Annotated in this window: 18 protein-coding genes; 11 read left to right on the top strand and 7 right to left on the bottom strand. The window is 70.5% G+C overall.

Features of this window, described 5'->3' with window-relative positions:
* Nucleotides 1–71 precede the first annotated feature (71 nt).
* From ACIPPM_RS30555 to ACIPPM_RS30570, 4 genes are all read left to right on the top strand, one after another.
* Nucleotides 72–1289, top strand: a complete 1218-nt coding sequence (locus ACIPPM_RS30555; RefSeq protein ID WP_401453671.1) for a CynX/NimT family MFS transporter — start codon at nt 72–74, stop codon at nt 1287–1289.
* A gap of 57 nt (nt 1290–1346) precedes the next feature.
* Nucleotides 1347–1469, top strand: coding sequence for an SGM_5486 family transporter-associated protein (locus ACIPPM_RS30560; RefSeq protein WP_268255589.1), 123 nt, complete (start codon nt 1347–1349; stop codon nt 1467–1469).
* Nucleotides 1470–1640: 171 nt separating this feature from the next.
* The gene (locus ACIPPM_RS30565; protein ID WP_401453642.1) at nt 1641–1838 is read left to right on the top strand and encodes a hypothetical protein; all 198 of its coding nucleotides are present in this window, start codon (nt 1641–1643) and stop codon (nt 1836–1838) included.
* Between the two features lie 78 nt (nt 1839–1916).
* Nucleotides 1917–2435 carry a SixA phosphatase family protein gene (locus ACIPPM_RS30570; protein WP_401453644.1) on the top strand — a complete coding sequence of 173 codons (519 nt, stop codon included), beginning with the start codon at nt 1917–1919 and terminating at the stop codon, nt 2433–2435.
* Between the two features lie 63 nt (nt 2436–2498).
* On the opposite strand, the gene serB is transcribed toward ACIPPM_RS30570, so the two are convergent.
* Nucleotides 2499–3722: a phosphoserine phosphatase SerB gene (serB, locus tag ACIPPM_RS30575; RefSeq protein WP_401453646.1), complete on the bottom strand. Its 1224-nt coding sequence runs from the start codon at nt 3720–3722 to the stop codon at nt 2499–2501.
* Nucleotides 3723–3791: 69 nt separating this feature from the next.
* On the bottom strand, nt 3792–4199 hold the full coding sequence (locus ACIPPM_RS30580) for a hypothetical protein (protein ID WP_401453648.1): 408 nt from the start codon (nt 4197–4199) through the stop codon (nt 3792–3794).
* A 285-nt stretch (nt 4200–4484) separates the two neighbouring features.
* Between ACIPPM_RS30580 and ACIPPM_RS30585 the strand changes: the two genes are divergently transcribed.
* Nucleotides 4485–7013, top strand: coding sequence for an FHA domain-containing protein (locus tag ACIPPM_RS30585; protein WP_401453650.1), 2529 nt, complete (start codon nt 4485–4487; stop codon nt 7011–7013).
* Nucleotides 7014–7098: 85 nt separating this feature from the next.
* Here the strand turns inward: ACIPPM_RS30585 and ACIPPM_RS30590 are convergent, their stop codons facing one another.
* Entirely contained in the window at nt 7099–7860 is a 762-nt protein-coding gene (locus ACIPPM_RS30590; protein ID WP_401453652.1) for a transglycosylase SLT domain-containing protein, read from the bottom strand.
* A 514-nt stretch (nt 7861–8374) separates the two neighbouring features.
* Between ACIPPM_RS30590 and ACIPPM_RS30595 the strand changes: the two genes are divergently transcribed.
* Both ACIPPM_RS30595 and ACIPPM_RS30600 read left to right on the top strand, forming a co-directional pair.
* A complete protein-coding gene (locus ACIPPM_RS30595; RefSeq protein WP_401453654.1) occupies nt 8375–9520 on the top strand; it encodes a GAF domain-containing sensor histidine kinase in 1146 nt (381 codons plus the stop codon).
* Nucleotides 9513–10154, top strand: coding sequence for a response regulator (locus ACIPPM_RS30600; RefSeq protein ID WP_401453656.1), 642 nt, complete (start codon nt 9513–9515; stop codon nt 10152–10154). Before ACIPPM_RS30595 ends, ACIPPM_RS30600 begins: the two co-directional genes overlap by 8 nt.
* 17 nt (nt 10155–10171) lie before the next feature.
* On the opposite strand, the gene ACIPPM_RS30605 is transcribed toward ACIPPM_RS30600, so the two are convergent.
* A complete protein-coding gene (locus ACIPPM_RS30605) occupies nt 10172–10960 on the bottom strand; it encodes a hypothetical protein (RefSeq protein WP_401453658.1) in 789 nt (262 codons plus the stop codon).
* A 150-nt stretch (nt 10961–11110) separates the two neighbouring features.
* On the opposite strand from ACIPPM_RS30605, the gene ACIPPM_RS30610 reads away from it, so the two are divergent.
* The 3 genes from ACIPPM_RS30610 (at nt 11111) to ACIPPM_RS30620 (ending at nt 13502) form a co-directional block, all read left to right on the top strand.
* On the top strand, nt 11111–11902 hold the full coding sequence (locus ACIPPM_RS30610) for an ABC transporter ATP-binding protein (protein ID WP_388991645.1): 792 nt from the start codon (nt 11111–11113) through the stop codon (nt 11900–11902).
* 76 nt (nt 11903–11978) lie between these two features.
* The gene (locus ACIPPM_RS30615) at nt 11979–12410 is read left to right on the top strand and encodes an NfeD family protein (protein WP_388991643.1); all 432 of its coding nucleotides are present in this window, start codon (nt 11979–11981) and stop codon (nt 12408–12410) included.
* Between the two features lie 132 nt (nt 12411–12542).
* Nucleotides 12543–13502 carry an SPFH domain-containing protein gene (locus ACIPPM_RS30620; protein WP_401453661.1) on the top strand — a complete coding sequence of 320 codons (960 nt, stop codon included), beginning with the start codon at nt 12543–12545 and terminating at the stop codon, nt 13500–13502.
* A gap of 68 nt (nt 13503–13570) precedes the next feature.
* Here the strand turns inward: ACIPPM_RS30620 and ACIPPM_RS30625 are convergent, their stop codons facing one another.
* From ACIPPM_RS30625 to ACIPPM_RS30635, 3 genes are all read right to left on the bottom strand, one after another.
* A complete protein-coding gene (locus tag ACIPPM_RS30625) occupies nt 13571–14080 on the bottom strand; it encodes an HNH endonuclease (protein WP_401453663.1) in 510 nt (169 codons plus the stop codon).
* A 144-nt stretch (nt 14081–14224) separates the two neighbouring features.
* Complete coding sequence (locus ACIPPM_RS30630) at nt 14225–14764, bottom strand: YbhB/YbcL family Raf kinase inhibitor-like protein (RefSeq protein ID WP_401453665.1); 540 nt, start codon at nt 14762–14764, stop codon at nt 14225–14227.
* Nucleotides 14765–14807: 43 nt separating this feature from the next.
* The gene (locus ACIPPM_RS30635) at nt 14808–15590 is read right to left on the bottom strand and encodes a sporulation protein (protein WP_401453667.1); all 783 of its coding nucleotides are present in this window, start codon (nt 15588–15590) and stop codon (nt 14808–14810) included.
* 101 nt (nt 15591–15691) lie between these two features.
* Here ACIPPM_RS30635 and ACIPPM_RS30640 point away from each other — a divergent pair, with 101 nt between their 5' ends.
* On the top strand, nt 15692–16333 hold the full coding sequence (locus ACIPPM_RS30640; RefSeq protein ID WP_401453669.1) for a DNA-3-methyladenine glycosylase: 642 nt from the start codon (nt 15692–15694) through the stop codon (nt 16331–16333).
* Nucleotides 16334–16671: the final 338 nt, after the last annotated feature.

A 16671-nucleotide genomic window follows, 5' to 3' on the forward strand; every position in this document is an offset into this window, starting at 1 on the left:
CATCCCATGATTCTATGATGGGTCTCATGGCTGAGGAGACCCGGACCGCGCCGCATCGCCCCGACACCGACATGTCCGTACCGACGACCGCTCCGGCGCCGCCTGCCTGGGCCGTGCGGCTGGTCGTCGTCGGCATCGTGCTGGCCGCCGTCAACCTCCGCCCGGCCATCACCAGCCTGGGCGCGCTCCTGGAGGAGGTCCGCGACGGGCTCGGTATGAGCGGCGGCGTCGCCGGACTGCTCACCTCCGTGCCCCCGCTGTGCTTCGCCGTCTTCGGCGCCACCGCACCCCGCCTCGCCCGCCGCTTCGGCCCCGGCGCGGTGGTCTGCGCGGGCATGACCGCCATCACCGCCGGTCTGCTGATCCGGCCCTACATCGGCAGCACCGCCGGGTTCCTGGCCGCCAGCGCGCTCGCCCTGATGGGCATCGCGGTGAGTAACGTGCTGATGCCGGTCATCGTCAAGCGCTGGTTCCCGGACCGCGTCGGCACCATGACCGGCCTGTATTCCATGGCGCTGGCCCTCGGCACCTCCCTCGCCGCCGCCGTCACCGTGCCCCTGACCGGCGCCCTCGGTGGCCGCTGGCAGTCCGGGCTCGCCGTGTGGGCGATCCTCGCGGGCGTCGCCGTGCTGCCCTGGCTGCCGCTGGTCCGCGAACGGGTGCCCGCACCGGTGCCGGCGCCGGGCGCGGAGGCGGCACCCCGGCTCCGGATCGCCCGCAGCCGCACCGCCTGGGCACTCGCCGTCTTCTTCGGCCTCCAGGCCACCGCCGCGTACATCACCATGGGCTGGATGCCGCAGATCTTCCGCGACGCCGGGGTCCCGGCCGGTACGGCGGGCGTCCTGCTCGCGGTCACCATGGTGATGGGCGTCCCGCTGGCCTTCGTCATCCCGCGCCTGGCGACCCGGCTGCCCCACCAGGGGCCCATCGTGCTGGCCCTCGGCGTCTGCGGCCTCGCGGGTTACGCCGGGCTGTACCTCGCCCCCGCCGCCGGGGCCTGGGCCTGGGCGGTCCTGCTCGGCGTGGCCAACTGCGCCTTCCCGCTCGCGCTCACCATGGTCGGCATGCGGGCCCGCACCGGTCCGGGCGTGGCCCAGCTGTCCGCGTTCGCCCAGAGCACCGGGTACCTGATCTCCATCCCCGGCCCGCTGCTGGTCGGCGTGCTCTACCAGCGCACCGGGGGCTGGGGCGTGCCGATCGCGCTCATGGCGGCGCTGATGCTGCCGCAGATGGCGGTCGGGTTCCTCGCCGGGCGGGACCGCATCGTGGAGGACGAGGCGGGGCGCTGACGCCGGGGCGGCGGGGGCGGCGGGCCGGGGCGAGGGCGAGGGTGGGACACTGGCGGCATGCAGCCTGTGCTCGACCCGAACCCCCAGAACGGCCAAAAGAAGATGCTGATCGTCTTCGGCTCCTTCTTCGCCATCTTCATCGTCATCGGCATCGTCGCGATGCTGCTCGCCCCGTCCTGATCGCAGCCGCCCGAGGCGATGGGGCGGGGGCTTTCCCCACCATCCCCTAGGGGGCGGGGATCAGGGTCAAGTGGGTGGAAGCCCGGATGGGTTGACCGCCGGTGACCGCGTAGCTTCGAGGTGTACCGGGAGAGCGGTTCCCGGACGACCCGACGAGCGACGGAGGCGACCATGCCGGTACCCGCCCACACCCGGCCCCACCCCGCCCCTGCCGCCGCCCGGCTGCCCTGGTGGGCGCTGGCGCTGCCGATCCTCGCCTTCGTCGCGCTCCTGCTGCTCATCATGAACCCGTCGGACGCGCACGCGGCGAGCGGCGACCCCGCGCTCGCACAGCTCGTGGAGCACGCCCGGCACCTGGTCGCGCCCTGAGCCGCGACCCCTCGTACCGGTGAATCCGCATGTCAACTCCCTGCGCCAGGTGGCCTGTTTCATGCGAAGCTGGGTGACATGAGCGTCGCTGAACCCCGCAGGATCGTCCTCTTCCGCCATGCGAAAGCCGACTGGCCCCAGGTTTCCGACCATGAGCGCCCGCTCGCCGACCGGGGCCGCACGGACGCCCCCGTCGCAGGCAGCAGGCTGGGTGACACCGGTATCCCCTTCGATCTGGCCATCTGCTCCACCGCGGCCCGCACCCGCGAGACCTGGAAGCTCGCCGTGCACGAACTGGATCACCGGCCGAAAACCGTCTATGAGGACCGGGTCTACGAAGCCTCGCCCGGCGAGCTGATCGCCGTGCTGAACGAGACCCCGGACGACGCGCGCGACGTGATCCTCATCGGCCACAACCCCGGCGTGCACCACCTGGCCGAGATCCTCGCCGGGACCGCCGAGGGCGACGCCCGCGAGCGGATGAACCGGCGCGGCTTCCCCACCTCCGCCTTCGCGGTCCTGACCTTCGACGGCGACTGGAAGGACCTGGAGCCGGGCAAGGCGACGCTGGTGGACTACTGGGCACCCTCGGAGTGACCCGCGAAGACATGCGCAGGGCCCGGAACCGCACAGGTTCCGGGCCCTTCTCGCGTCGTCGGCTCAGTCCTCGTCGTGCGTCTGGGCCGCCTCGACCTCTTCGCGGCTGACGCCCAGCAGATAGAGCACGGTGTCGAGGAAGGGGAAGTTCACCGCCGTGTGCGCCGCCTCGCGGACCACCGGCTTGGCGTTGAAGGCCACGCCCAGACCCGCCGCGTTCAGCATGTCCAGGTCATTGGCGCCGTCACCGATCGCCACCGTCTGCGACAGCGGCACCCCCGCCTCCGCCGCGAACCGGCGCAGCAGCCGCGCCTTGCCCGCGCGGTCCACGACCTCGCCGGTGACCCGGCCGGTCAGCTTCCCGTCGACGATCTCCAGCGTGTTGGCGTGCGCGAAGTCCAGCCCAAGGCGGTCCTGCAGCGCGTCCGTGACCTGGGTGAAGCCACCCGAGACCACCCCGACCTGGTAGCCGAGCCGCTTCAGCGTGCGGATCAGCGTCCGCGCGCCCGGCGTCAGCCGGACCTCCTCGCGGACCTTGTCCACCACCGAGGCGTCCAGCCCCTTCAGCAGCGCCACCCGCGCGTGCAGCGACTGCTCGAAGTCCAGCTCCCCGCGCATCGCCGCCTCCGTCACGGCGGCGACCTCGGCCTCACAGCCCGCGTGCGCGGCGAACAGCTCGATGACCTCGTCCTGGATCAGGGTCGAGTCCACGTCCATGACCACCAGCCGCTGCGCCCGCCGGTGCAGGCCCGCCGAGACCACGGCGATGTCGACCCCGAGCGCCGAGGCACTCGCCGCCAGCGCGGTCCGCAGTGGCTCGGTCTCCACTCCGGACACGGCGAACTCCACCGCCGTCACCGGGTACTTGGCGAGCCGGAAGATACGGTCGATGTTGCCGCCCGCCTTGGCGATCCGCGCCGCGATGGCGGCCGTCGACTCGGCGGTCAGGGGATGCCCGAGCACCGTCACCAGGGAGCGGCCGACACCGCGCGGCCGGTTGTCGCCGTGCCCCGAGATGATCTCGGCCTGCATCTTCATCGACTCGGCCCAGCTGTGCACGGTCGACCGGAGATCACCCTCCAGTCCGTCGGCGGGCTGCGTGACCAGCGCGCACAGCACCAGCCTGCCCCGGGTCACGACCTGCTCGATGTCGACCACGTCGACCTGGAAGGCGGCCAGGGTGTCGAACAGCCCGGCCGTGATGCCGGGCCGGTCCTTGCCGAAGACCTTGACGAGAAGAGTGGGGACCTCACCGGTCCGCGAAGCGGCGATCTGCGAAGCGCTCATGGTCCCACCACCGTATCCGCCCCCCTCGGCCCCCCGCCCGACAGGTCCGCCAACCGGACAGGGGCCCGCTCACCCCACGGCCCCCCACTCGGCCGGGTACGGCGGCGGCCACGACTTCGAGAAGTCGAACAGCGACTCCCTGTCCATCAGGGAGTACTCCGCCTCACGCCAGCTGGGCACGCTCCCGACCACGAAGCTGCCGTCGTCCGCGATCATCCACGTCCACTGCGCGTCATCGGGCGACAAGCCGTGCCGCTCGCCCAGCTCGGCGAACTCCGCCTCGGTGGCCCGCCTGATGTGCAGGCCGTCGCGGTAGTACGGCCTGAGGAGCATCAGCGTCACATGGCCGATGTACACCTCCACACGCGTGGTGGTCTCATCCATGGCGAGCGCCTCGCTCCACAGCATCAGCTGACGGTGCGAAGGGTCGAAACGGACCACTCTGAAGAGCCGACCAGCACGGACGAAGTCGGTCATGGCTTCCACGCTCCCTCGACGACTACCGGCCCACGACCCTATGACCTGCTCACCGGCACGAAGTCCCCTGGTCAGGTCTCCCGTTGGACGACCGTTCGGCGGGCCCCCGTCCCAGGCGGGGTCAAATACCCCCCTCCGCACCGGTATCCGCCCCCCGCCCCCGCCGCGCACACACGCCCGACTACCAGTTGGGGGCCCGCGCCTGGAATAGTTCCCCACGATGTTCGACATCCCTAGACTCCCCGTGTCGGGGGTAATTCGGGGGACAACTCAGTGGGGCATGGAGTGCCGGAACTCGTACTGGAAACAAACGGACAGACCTGGACGCTCGATCCGTCCCGGTCCTACGCCCTCGGACGTGATCCGCAGGGCGACATCGTCTTCGACGACGCCAGGGTGTCCTGGCGACACGCCACGGTCCGTTTCAACGGGCACACCTGGGTCATCGAGGACCACGGCAGCACCAACGGCACCTTCGTGCACGGCCACCGCGTCGGACAGACGGAGCTGGGGCCCGGCACCGACGTGCACCTCGGCAACGCGACCGACGGCCCGCGGCTGGCCCTGACCGCGCCCGGCGCCGCGCAGGCCGCGCCGTACGCCGCCCAGTCCGCGGCCTGGGCCCAGGCGACGCAGGCCGTACCGCAGGCCGCGCAGCCTCAGCGGCCCGCGCACCCGCAGCAGCCCGCGCACCCGCAGGGCGCCGAGTGGCAGAGCGGCCCGCAGCAGGCCCCGGCCTTCCCGCACCAGCAGGGCGGGACCGGTACGCCGGAGCAGCCCGCGCACGGCGACCGCAGCCCGACCACGTTCCACCAGTTCGCCCTCGGCCGCGTGATGCGCATCGGCCGTTCGCTGGACAACGACCTCGTCGTCTCCGACCTCCAGGTCTCCCGGCACCACGCCGAGTTCCAGACGACGCCCGAGGGCCGCTTCGAGATCCGCGACCTCGGCTCCCACAACGGCACGTACGTCAACGGCCAGCCGATCGCCAAGGGCGGCACCGCGGTCCTCGGCCCGGACGACATCGTCGGCGTCGGCCACTCGGCGTTCCGGATCGTCGGCGACCGGCTCGAGGAGTTCGTCGACACCGGTGAGGTGTCCTTCTCCGCCCGCCACCTCACCGTCACGGTCGACGGCGGCAAGCAGATCCTGCGGGACGTGTCCTTCGGTGCCCCCGAGAAGTCCCTGATCGCGGTCATCGGCCCGTCCGGCTCCGGCAAGTCCACCCTGCTCAAGGCGCTCACCGGCTACCGCCCCGCCAACGAGGGCGAGGTGCTCTACGACAACCGGAACCTGTACAAGCAGTTCGCCGAGCTGCGTCAGCGCATCGGCCTGGTCCCGCAGGACGACATCCTGCACAAGGAGCTGAGCGTACGGAAGGCGCTGAAGTACGCGGCCAAGCTGCGCTTCCCCGCCGACACCACGCCCGCCGAGCGCGACTCCCGGATCGACGAGGTGCTGCGCGAGCTGAAGCTCGACATCCACAAGGACAAGAAGATCACGTCGCTCTCCGGCGGCCAGCGCAAGCGCGTCTCGGTCGCCCTGGAGCTGCTGACCAAGCCCTCGCTGATCTTCCTGGACGAGCCGACCTCGGGCCTCGACCCGGGCATGGACCGCGATGTCATGCAGCTGCTGCGCGGCCTCGCCGACGACGGCCGCACGGTGCTGGTCGTCACCCACTCCGTCGCCGAGCTGGCCCTCTGCGACAAGCTGCTGGTGATGGCGCCGGGCGGCGCGGTGGCCTACTTCGGCCCGCCGGAGGAGGCGCTGAACTTCTTCGGCTACGACACCTGGGCCGACGTCTTCTCCGCCTTCGAGAACTACCGCGACTACGACTGGGCGGGCCGCTGGAAGGGCTCGCAGCACTACCAGATGTACGCCGCCGACCTCGACGCGGTCGCCGCGCAGTCCGTCGCCGCGCCCCCGCCGCAGGCGGTCAAGCCGCCCAAGCCGCAGAGCTGGGGCTCCCAGCTGTTCACGCTGGTCAGACGGTACGTGGCGGTCATCGGCTCCGACCGCGGCTTCCTGGCGCTGACGGTGCTCCTGCCCGCCGTGCTCGGCGCGGTCAGTCTGCTGATCGACCACGAGAAGGGGCTGCTGGTCAACCCGGTCAACCCCAGGACCGGCCTGCACGTGCCGAACGGCACGGCGACGACGGTCCTGCTGATCCTCGCGGTCGGTGCCTGTTTCGCGGGCGCGGCGAACTCGGTCCGCGAGCTGATCAAGGAGCGGGTGATCTACGAGCGGGAGCGCGCGACCGGCCTGTCCCGCTCGGCCTACCTGATGTCGAAGGTGGTCGTCCTCGGCGCCGTCACGGTGCTCCAGGGCCTGATGGTGGGCCTGATCGGCTTCGCCAGCCGGGAGATCCCGGACCGGGGCCTCGTCTTCGGCGGCTCGACGCTGTTCGAGCTGTGCCTGCCGATCATGGCGCTGGGCTTCACTTCGATGATGTTCGGCCTGGTCATCTCGTCGCTGGTGAAGACCGCGGAGAAGACCATGCCGCTGCTGGTGATGGTCGCGATCATCCAGCTCGCGTTCACCGGCTGCCTGTTCACCCTGCACGGCACGCCCGGTGTCAACGAGTTCTCGTACCTGATGCCGTCCCGCTGGGCGGTGGCCGCGGCCGGCACCACGCTGGACTTCAACAACATCGCGCCGAACAACGACGACCCGACCAGCACCGACCCGCTGTGGGACCACTCGGCGGCGGCCTGGGGCCTGGACATGCTCGCGCTGATCGCGCTCGGGGTGGCCTGCGGCTTCCTGGTCTCGCGCTTCCTGCGACGGCACGAGCCGGAGGTCATGCGCAAGTAGCGGCACTCGCTCCGAGAGTCACGTGAAGGGCGGCACCCCGTTCGGGTGCCGCCCTTCCGCGTCGTCTCAGAGGTCCGCGCCGACCTCAGTACGCGCTGTTCACGTTGTCGATCGAACCGTACCGGTGCGCCGCGTAGTTGGCGGCGGCGGTGATGTTGGCGACCGGGTCGTAGATGTCATTGGAGGTGCCCTTCACGTGGTACGTGGAGAACGTCGGCGGGATCACCTGGAGCAGACCCTTGGAGGGGATGCCGTTGATGGCGTTGATGTCCCAGCCGTTGATGGCACGCGGGTTGCCCGAGGACTCACGCATGATGTTCTTGTGCAGACCGTGGTAGCTGCCCGGGATGCCCTTGGCGTGCATGATGTCGAGCGACTGGCGGATCCAGCCGTCGAGGTTGTTCTTGTAGGTCTTCGCGGAGACCGTCTCCATCTGGGGACGCTTCGCGGACCGGTCGGCGGCCTTCTTGGCGGAGCGCGACTCGGCGGCCTTGCGCTCGGCGGCGGCCTTCTTCTTCGCGGCGTCGGCGGCGTGCTGCTTCGCGGCGGCGGCAGCGGCCTTCTGCTTGGCCTTGACGGCGTCGAGCTTGACCTTGTCGCTCGTCAGCGGGCTGCTGAGCGTGTCGTGCAGGTCGCGGGTCTGGCTCTGCTCGGCGGCCACCGGCTTGGCGGCCACGGCCGGGGTACCACCGGCCACGGTCGTGGCACCGCCGGGAACGGCGGACAGGGCGATGGCGGCGGCACCGAGGGTGCTGACACCCGCGATGGCGATCTTGTGCTGCTTGTTCAGCGCGGAGAACTTCTCGAGCGGGCGACTGAGACGACGATTCAGGATGTTCTTGGGCATGGCTTGCTGGACCTCTTCGTTTGCGCGGAGGTCGCTCTCGCGTCCGCCGGGGGAATCGGTTCCTCCAGCACGAACGCCGCGGGGTGAACCGCGGCGCTGAGCGACAGGAGCAATTCTTAGCGGCCGCAAAATGCCCTGGCAATGATGTGACGTACGAAGTCGGGTAGTGGATCAGGTCCACGTAAAACAGGACAGATCAGCATATCCGCCCCGTTCATCTGGGGGTGCTCTGTCTCCTATGTCCTTTAGTAAGTGATGTGCGCCCTATGCGAGGGCTCACACCGGTACGGGCCTGATGTCACGCGCGGGTCATGGCGCACTGCTCTGCGTTAGCAAACGCTCCGGGCGCCCTCTTTCTGTGCGTGCCCGCCCGCCCGCTCGCGCGCGTACTACCTCGTCCGCGGGGGTGCTACGGACCACCGCGGCCCTACGTCCGCCGCCCTAGGTCCAGGGGCCCGGTGACCGTTGTCCACAGGCCGATCCGGCCGTCGCACCCCGCCGGTACCGTGAGGGCATGAGTCAAGGTCCCCGGTCCGGTCTCGCCGCGGTGAGTTCCGCGCTGCTGGCCATGAGCAGACATCTGGAGGTGCGCGACGTCCTCAAGACGATCGTCGCCTCCGCCCGCGAGCTGCTCGACGCCCAGTACGCGGCCCTCGGCGTCTCCGACGACCACGGGGGCTTCGCCCAGTTCGTCGTCGACGGCGTCAGCGACGCCCAGTGGAAAGCCATCGGCCCCCTGCCCCGCCAGCACGGCATCCTCGCCGCCATGCTCCGCGAGGGCCGCCCGGTGCGCCTGGGCGACGTCCGCGAGGACCCCCGCTTCGAGGGCTGGCCGGACGCCCACCCCGAACTCGCCGACTTCCTCGGCCTGCCCATCCGCGACGGGGACGAGATCATCGGCGCCCTCTTCCTCGCCAACAAGAACTGCCCCCGGCCGCAAGGCGGTTGCGGCTTCACCGAGGACGACCAGTCCGTGCTCGGCATCCTCGCCCAGCACGCCGCCATCGCCCTCACCAACGCCCGCCTCTACGAACGCAGCCGCGAGCTGACCATCGCGGAGGAACGCTCCCGCCTCGCCCACGAACTCCACGACGCCGTGAGCCAGAAGCTGTTCTCCCTGCGCCTCACCGCCCAGGCCGCCACCGCCCTCGTCGACCGCGACCCCGCCCGCGCCAAGGAAGAACTGCACCAGGTCGCCACCCTCGCCGCCGAAGCCGCCGACGAACTACGCGCGGCGGTCGTCGAATTGCGCCCCGCCGCCCTGGACGAGGACGGCCTCCTCGCCACCCTGCGCACCCAGATCCAGGTCCTCGACCGCGCCCACACCGCCCGCGTCACCTTCACCGGCCACGGCCTGCGCGCCCTGCCCGCCGCCCAGGAGGAGGCCCTGCTGCGCGTCGCCCAGGAATCCCTGCACAACGCCCTGCGCCACTCCGGCGCCGCACACGTCCACGTCGACGTGGAACGACGCGGCCGCGGAGCCCTCCTCCGCGTCACCGACGACGGCTGCGGCTTCGACCCCACCGCCGTCCGCCGCGCCGGACGCCATCTCGGCCTGGTCTCCATGCGGGACCGGGCGAGCGGCGCGGGCGGCACACTCACCGTCGAATCGGCGCCCGGCAAGGGCACGGAGATAGAGATGGAGGTGCCCGGTGGCTGACCCGATCAGGGTGCTGCTCGTCGACGACCACCAGGTCGTCCGCCGCGGCCTGCGCACCTTCCTGGAGGTACAGGACGACATCGAGGTCGTCGGCGAGGCCGCCGACGGCGCCGAGGGAGTCGCCCGCGCCGAGGAACTGCGGCCCGCCGTGATCCTGATGGACGTCAAGATGCCCGGCACCGACGGCATCGACGCCCTGCGCAGGCTCCGCGAACTCGGCAACCCCGCCCGCGTACTCGTCGTCACCAGCTTCACCGAGCGCCGGACCGTCGTCCCGGCCCTGCGCGCGGGCGCCGTCGGATACGTCTACAAGGACGTCGACCCCGACGCCCTCGCCGCCGCCATCCGCTCGGTGCACGCCGGACACATCCTGCTCCAGCCCGAGGTGGCCGACGCCCTCCTCACCCAGGAAGAGGCCAACACGGGCCAGGGGAGAGGGGGCTCACTCACCGAGCGGGAACGCGAGGTGCTCGGCCTCATCGCCGACGGCCGCTCCAACCGGGAGATAGCCCGCGCCCTGGTCCTCTCCGAGAAGACCGTCAAGACGCACGTCTCCAACATCCTGATGAAACTCGACCTCGCCGACCGCACCCAGGCCGCCCTGTGGGCCGTACGCCACGACGCGACCGGCTGACGAGCCCCCGAGGCCCGTCAGCGCACCCCCCGCTCCCGCTCCTCCACCACCGAGTTGTACGCCGCCACCCGCGCCCGTCGCGCCGTCCGCTCCACCGGGCGCAACGCCTCGGCGCGCGAGGCCATCTCCGAGGCGCTCACCGCACCCCCGTGCCCCCGCTCCTCGGCCAGCGAGACCAGCAGCCCCACCCGCCCCGCCAACTCCAACACCCGTGCCGCACGCGGCGGATACCCCGGCGCCAGCACCTCCCCGTCCCGCTCGGAGCGCGCCCGGTACGCGTCGATCGCGGCGGCGGCCACCGGCCCCGACCCGGCCACGTCCAGCCGGGACAGCACCTCGGTCGCCTCCCGCAGCGCCTCCGCCAGCTCCCGTTCCGCCTCACCGAGCGAGGGCACGTCGGCCGGCGGCGCCTCCCGCACCGGAAGCACGTGCCACACCACCTCCACGTGCACATCACCCGCCGGACCCGCCTCCGTGACCTCCGGCACCAGCCCGAACGCGGCCCCGGTGCAGAGCACCGCCTCCCCGGCGGCCAGCGCCCGCGCGTTGAACTCCGGCGGCCCGCTCAGCCCCAGCGGATGCCCCGGCGCGGGCAGCGCCACCCGCAGCCCGCTCACCCCGAGCGCCCGCAGTCGGCCCAGCGCCAACGTGAGCCCCACCACCCCGTTCTCACCGGGCAGCCCCGCCACCCGGTGCACCGCGTCGTCACCGACAGCGGCGAGTACGGCGTCATCCGGCGAGACAAGTCCGGCCAATAGGGCATTTCCCCAAGCGGCGAGGCGTCCTGAACGCGGTTCCGTGAGCATGCCCCCACCCTAAGGACCGGACCGATGGAATGGAGCGGGGCACTCGTGGCGTAGATTTCATATGGGCTGCGCCCATCGGCGCGGCGGACCGAGCCACAGGCGTAAGCGACAGCCGAGACCGGCCACAACGCAAGGGGAGACAACGCGCTCATGAGCGATGTTCTGGAGCTTCAGGACGTATCCGTGGTCCGTGAGGGCCGGGCTCTGGTGGACCAGGTCTCCTGGTCGGTCAAGGAGGGCGAGCGCTGGGTCATCCTCGGCCCGAACGGCGCGGGCAAGACCACCCTCCTGAACGTCGCGTCCAGCTACCTCTTCCCCACCAAGGGCACCGCCACCATCCTCGGCGACACCCTCGGCAAGGTCGACGTCTTCGAACTGCGCCCCCGCATCGGCATGGCCGGCATCGCCATGGCCGAGAAGCTCGCCAAGAGCCAGACCGTCCTCCAGACCGTCCTCACCGCCGCCTACGGCATGACCGCGGGCTGGCAGGAGGAGTACGAGGACATCGACGAGCAGCGCGCCCGCGCCTTCCTCGACCGCCTCGGCATGAGCGACTTCCTCGACCGCCGCTTCGGCACCCTCTCCGAGGGCGAGCGCAAGCGCACCCTGATCGCCCGCGCCCTGATGACCGACCCCGAGCTGCTCCTCCTCGACGAGCCCGCCGCCGGACTCGACCTCGGCGGCCGCGAGGACCTCGTCCGCCGCCTTGGCCGGCTCGCCCGCGACCCCATCGCGCCCTCCATGATCATGGTCACCCACCATGTCGAGGAGATCGCCCCCGGCTTCACCCACGTCCTCATGATCCGCCAGGGCAAGGTGCTCGCCGCCGGACCGATCGAGCTGGAACTGACCTCCCGCAACCTCTCCCGCTGCTTCGGCCTCCCGCTCGTCGTCGAGCAGGCGGGCGAGCGCTGGACCGCGCGCGGCCTCCCGCTGGGCTGACCCGCCCCCTCTTTCGGCCACCACTGGTCCGTTCGCACCCTGTCGGCGGTCCGGCCCCCGGACCTACCATGACCGGGTGAACGCCATAGACGCCTGGGTGTGGTGGCTCGTGGTCGCCGTGGCCCTCGGAATCCCGCTCGTCGTCACCGCCATGCCCGAGTTCGGCATGCTCGCCGTCGGAGCGCTGGTGGGCGCGGGCGCGGCCGCACTCGGCTTCGGCATCGTCGTGCAGGTCCTCGCCTTCGTGATCGTCTCCGTCGCGCTCATCGCCGTGGTCCGCCCCATCGCGGCCCGCCACGGCAGCCGCCGCCCGCATCTGCCCACCGGGATCGACGCGTTGAAGGGCAAACAGGCCGTCGTCCTCGAACGGGTCGACGGCGCGGGCGGACGCGTCAAGCTCGCCGGGGAGATCTGGTCGGCCCGCGCCCTCGACACCGCCCGCGCCTACGACGTCGGCCAGGAGGTGGACGTCGTGGACATCGAGGGAGCCACCGCGATCGTCATCTGACCTCGCACGACTCAACTGAACCGAATAGCACACGACTTGCCGGACGGTCTGTCAGACTCGACCGGCAAGATCTTTCACAGGCCACGACATCCGCCGCGCGCACCGAAGCGGAGAGGGGATACGGGGAACACGATGGAACCGGTCATCATCGTCCTGGTCATTCTGGTGGTGTTGGTCTTCATCGCCCTGATCAAGACCATCCAGGTCATCCCACAGGCCAGCGCCGCCATCGTCGAGCGCTTCGGCCGCTACACCCGCACCCTGAACGCGGGCCTCAACATCGTCGTCCCGTTCATCGACACCATCCGCAACCGCATCGACCTGCGCGAACAGGTCGTGCCGTTCCCGCCCCAGCCGGTGATCACCCAGGACAACCTGGTGGTCAACATCGACACCGTCATCTACTACCAGGTCACCGACGCCCGGGCCGCCACCTACGAGGTCGCCAGCTACATCCAGGCGATCGAGCAGCTCACCGTCACCACGCTGCGCAACATCATCGGCGGCATGGACCTGGAACGGACCCTGACCTCCCGCGAGGAGATCAACGCGGCCCTGCGCGGCGTCCTCGACGAGGCCACCGGCAAGTGGGGCATCCGCGTCAACCGCGTCGAGCTGAAGGCCATCGAGCCGCCCACCTCCATCCAGGACTCGATGGAGAAGCAGATGCGCGCCGACCGCGACAAGCGCGCCGCCATCCTCACCGCCGAAGGCACGCGGCAGGCAGCCATCCTCACCGCCGAAGGTGAGAAGCAGTCCCAGATCCTGCGCGCCGAGGGTGAGGCCAAGGCCGCCGCCCTCCGTGCCGAGGGCGAGGCGCAGGCCGTCCGCACCGTCTTCGAGGCCATCCACGCCGGTGACCCCGACCAGAAGCTGCTCTCCTACCAGTACCTCCAGATGCTCCCGAAGATCGCCGAGGGCGACGCCAACAAGCTCTGGATCGTCCCCAGCGAGATCGGCGACGCCCTGAAGGGCCTCTCCGGAGCCATGGGCAACTTCGGCAACTTCGGCGGGGGCGGCGGCGCCGTACCCCAGCAGAACAAGGGCACGGGCACCGGCACCGACCGCCGCGAGCGGCCGACCATCGACTGAGCCCACCCGGCCACGACAAGGGGCCCGCACTCCAGGCAAGGGAGAGCGGGCCCCGTGTCATGTACGGCCTACGCGGCAGCGGTCGGCGCCAGCCACTGAGGCAGCGCCGCGAAGTCGTCCGAACCCAGCGCCAGCAGCATCGCGTCCGCCGGAGTCGGCTCGAAGGGCTGCCGCAGCAACGGCATCCCCGCCTGCTGCGGCGTCCGGTCGGCCTTGCGGTGATTGTCCTCCGCGCAGGACGCCACCGTGTTCAGCCAGGAGTCCGCACCGCCCTGCGCCCGCGGCACCACATGGTCCACCGTGCTCGCCGCCCGCCCGCAGTACGCGCAGCGGTGCCGGTCCCGCACCAGCACACCCCGCCTCGACCACGGCGCTTGTCTTCGGAACGGCACCCTTACGTATCTGCACAGCCGGATCACCCTCGGCGCGGGCATGTCCACCGCCGTGCCGCGCATCCGCAGCCCGAGGTGCGCCTGCTCCACCACCGCCTTGTCCTGGAGCACCAGCACGACGGCGCGGTTCACCGTCACCGTTGACAGCGGCTCGAAACTCGCGTTCAGGACCAACGTGCCACGCATCCCGCCCACCTCCCGTGCGCCTGTCCGCACCCCCGGCGGACCTGGATCAACTCTGGACGGGCGCAACGAGATGGACAACGAAATAAAAAGCGCCCGCCCCTGATCAATTCCAAGACCAGGGGCGGGCAAACACGGAAGGGGCACTCAGCCGCGCGCGGGAATCTCGTACTCCCCGATGAGCTGGGCACGCGCCAGCGCGTGGAAGCGCAGATTGAAGCCGACGACCGCCGGAGTGGCGTCCGCGCCGACACTCAGCTTGTCCTCGTCCACCGCGTACACCGTGAACACGTAACGGTGCGGACCGTCGTCGGGCGGCGGGGCGGCGCCGACGAACCCCGGGTCGCCGTAGTCGTTGCGCACCTGCACGGCGCCCTCGGGCAGCCCCGCGAAGTCGCCGCTGCCCGCACCCACCGGCAGCTCCGTCACCGACGCCGGGATGTCGAAGACCACCCAGTGCCAGAATCCGCTGCCGGTCGGCGCGTCCGGGTCGAAGCAGGTCACCGCGAAGCTCTTGGTCTCCGGCGGGAAGCCGGACCAGCTCAGCTCCGGAGAGGTGTTCCCCTCCGACTGCACCTGGGCGTCCTTCAGCGTCCCGCCCTCGGTGATGTCCTCGCTCGTCACCGTGAACGACGGCACGGGCGGATGGAAGTCATGGGGGAGCGGCCGCCGCTTGAGCTCGGTCACGTCGATACCTCCTGCTGATCGTTCTCGTTCGTGACTTCCGACCCTAGAACCAGTTCCGCTTGCTGCCGACCTCGGACAGCCACTGGTTGAGGTAGCCCGCCCAGTCGGTGGCGTGGAAGTCGTGCAGGCCCACCTGGAAGGAGCGGAAGGTGTCCGAGCCCTCGCTGAACAGCCCCGGCTTCTTGTCCATCTCCAGCACGACGTCCATCGCGTTCTCGTCGGCGACGAAGCTGACCTCGACCTGGTTCAGACCCCGGTACTGCGACGGCGGGTAGAACTCGATCTCCTGGTAGAAGGGGAGCCGCTGCCGGGTGCCCCGGATGTGGCCACGCTCCATGTCGGCGTTCTTGAAGCGGAAGCCCAGCTGGATGAAGGCGTCCAGCAGCGCCTTCTGCGCGGGCAGCGGGTGCACACGGATCGGGTCCAGGTCGGAGGAGTCCACCGCGCGGGCGATCTGCAGCTCGGTGGTCACCCCGATGTGCATCCCGCGCAGCTCCTGGCCGTCGATCACCGTGACGGGGGTCTCCCAGGGGATCTCCAGCCCGAACGGCACCGCGTGCACCGCCCCGGCCTGCAGCTCGAAGGCACCGCCGAGCCGCACCTTGGTGAACTCGACGTCCTGCTTGTACTCCTGGTCGCCGCTTTCCACCTCGACCTTGGCCTGCAGGCCGACGGACAGTCCCTCGATGTTCTGGTTGACCGAGCCGCCCTGGATACGGACCTCGCCCTGGACGACCCCACCGGGCACCACGTTGACCTCGGTCAGCACCGTCTCGACCGACGCGCCCCCGGCCCCCAGGCTCGCGAGCAGCTTCTTGAACGCCATTGACTCTCCCTTTACGAATGGACCCTCGACCCGTACAAACGCGAACCGGCCCTGACCGGTTCCGTGGGGACGACGACGCGGCTGCACTACCCTCGGAGGGCATGATCACGCCCCCGGACCGTACGCCACTGCCTCGGGAGTTCTTCGACCGTCCCGTCCTGGAAGTCGCCCCCGACCTCCTCGGCCGCCTCCTCGTCCGCACCACCCCCGACGGTCCGACAGCCCTGCGCCTCACTGAGGTGGAGGCGTATGACGGCCCGAACGACCCTGGCTCGCACGCCTACCGCGGCCGCACCCCCCGCAATGACGTCATGTTCGGTCCGCCCGGCCATGTGTACGTCTACTTCACCTACGGCATGTGGCACTGCATGAACCTCGTCTGCGGCCCCGAAGGCACGGCGAGCGGTGTCCTGCTCCGCGCGGGCGAGATCGTCGAGGGCGCCGAGCTGGCGCGCGAGCGCAGGCTTTCGGCCCGCAACGACAAGGAACTGGCCAAGGGGCCGGCCCGTCTGGCCACCGCCCTGGACGTCGACCGCTCCCTCGACGGCACCGACGCCTGCACCCGGGCGGACACCCCGATCCGCGTCCTCACGGGCACCGCCGTCCCGCCCGAGCAGGTACGCAGCGGCCCGAGGACCGGAGTGGCCGGCGACGGGGGAGTCCACCCCTGGCGCTTCTGGGTCGCGGACGACCCCACGGTGAGCCCCTACCGGGCCCATGCGCCGAGACGCAGGTCACGTTGACGCGTCCTTGCGGGATGCGTAATGTAGCCCGAGTCGCTTGAACCGGGTACGGCAATCGCCTGCAGCCGGAAGCGGCCACCCACTACCTATGACTTCCCCTGGCGGGGATGATTTCGGCGTGCCCGCACGTCCGAATTCGACTCCGCGGGACTCGATTATGAGTCGCAGCGGAGATCGACTAACGTAGTGAATGTCGAAAGGCCGAACGGCGAAAGCCGAAAAGCCCAAGGCAATCCCCCTCCAACTGGGAATCAGACGCCGAAAGGATCTGATAGAGTCGGAACCGCCGGAAAGGGAAACGCGAAAGCGAAGAACTGGAAAGCACCGAGGAAATCGGA

The sequence above is a fragment of the Streptomyces sp. NPDC090119 genome (genome assembly GCF_044747085.1).
Lineage (GTDB): Bacteria > Actinomycetota > Actinomycetes > Streptomycetales > Streptomycetaceae > Streptomyces.

What these genes read in the sequence shown, in the direction of transcription:
- ACIPPM_RS30555 (WP_401453671.1), top strand. Translation starts at nt 72, where the DNA reads ATGTCCGTACCGACGACCGCTCCGGCGCCGCCTGCCTGGGCCGTGCGG.
- ACIPPM_RS30560 (WP_268255589.1), top strand. Translation starts at nt 1,347, where the DNA reads ATGCAGCCTGTGCTCGACCCGAACCCCCAGAACGGCCAAAAGAAGATG.
- ACIPPM_RS30565 (WP_401453642.1), top strand. Translation starts at nt 1,641, where the DNA reads ATGCCGGTACCCGCCCACACCCGGCCCCACCCCGCCCCTGCCGCCGCC.
- ACIPPM_RS30570 (WP_401453644.1), top strand. Translation starts at nt 1,917, where the DNA reads ATGAGCGTCGCTGAACCCCGCAGGATCGTCCTCTTCCGCCATGCGAAA.
- serB (WP_401453646.1), bottom strand. Translation starts at nt 3,722, where the DNA reads ATGAGCGCTTCGCAGATCGCCGCTTCGCGGACCGGTGAGGTCCCCACT.
- ACIPPM_RS30580 (WP_401453648.1), bottom strand. Translation starts at nt 4,199, where the DNA reads ATGACCGACTTCGTCCGTGCTGGTCGGCTCTTCAGAGTGGTCCGTTTC.
- ACIPPM_RS30590 (WP_401453652.1), bottom strand. Translation starts at nt 7,860, where the DNA reads ATGCCCAAGAACATCCTGAATCGTCGTCTCAGTCGCCCGCTCGAGAAG.
- ACIPPM_RS30595 (WP_401453654.1), top strand. Translation starts at nt 8,375, where the DNA reads ATGAGTCAAGGTCCCCGGTCCGGTCTCGCCGCGGTGAGTTCCGCGCTG.
- ACIPPM_RS30605 (WP_401453658.1), bottom strand. Translation starts at nt 10,960, where the DNA reads ATGCTCACGGAACCGCGTTCAGGACGCCTCGCCGCTTGGGGAAATGCC.
- ACIPPM_RS30610 (WP_388991645.1), top strand. Translation starts at nt 11,111, where the DNA reads ATGAGCGATGTTCTGGAGCTTCAGGACGTATCCGTGGTCCGTGAGGGC.
- ACIPPM_RS30620 (WP_401453661.1), top strand. Translation starts at nt 12,543, where the DNA reads ATGGAACCGGTCATCATCGTCCTGGTCATTCTGGTGGTGTTGGTCTTC.
- ACIPPM_RS30625 (WP_401453663.1), bottom strand. Translation starts at nt 14,080, where the DNA reads ATGCGTGGCACGTTGGTCCTGAACGCGAGTTTCGAGCCGCTGTCAACG.
- ACIPPM_RS30635 (WP_401453667.1), bottom strand. Translation starts at nt 15,590, where the DNA reads ATGGCGTTCAAGAAGCTGCTCGCGAGCCTGGGGGCCGGGGGCGCGTCG.
- ACIPPM_RS30640 (WP_401453669.1), top strand. Translation starts at nt 15,692, where the DNA reads ATGATCACGCCCCCGGACCGTACGCCACTGCCTCGGGAGTTCTTCGAC.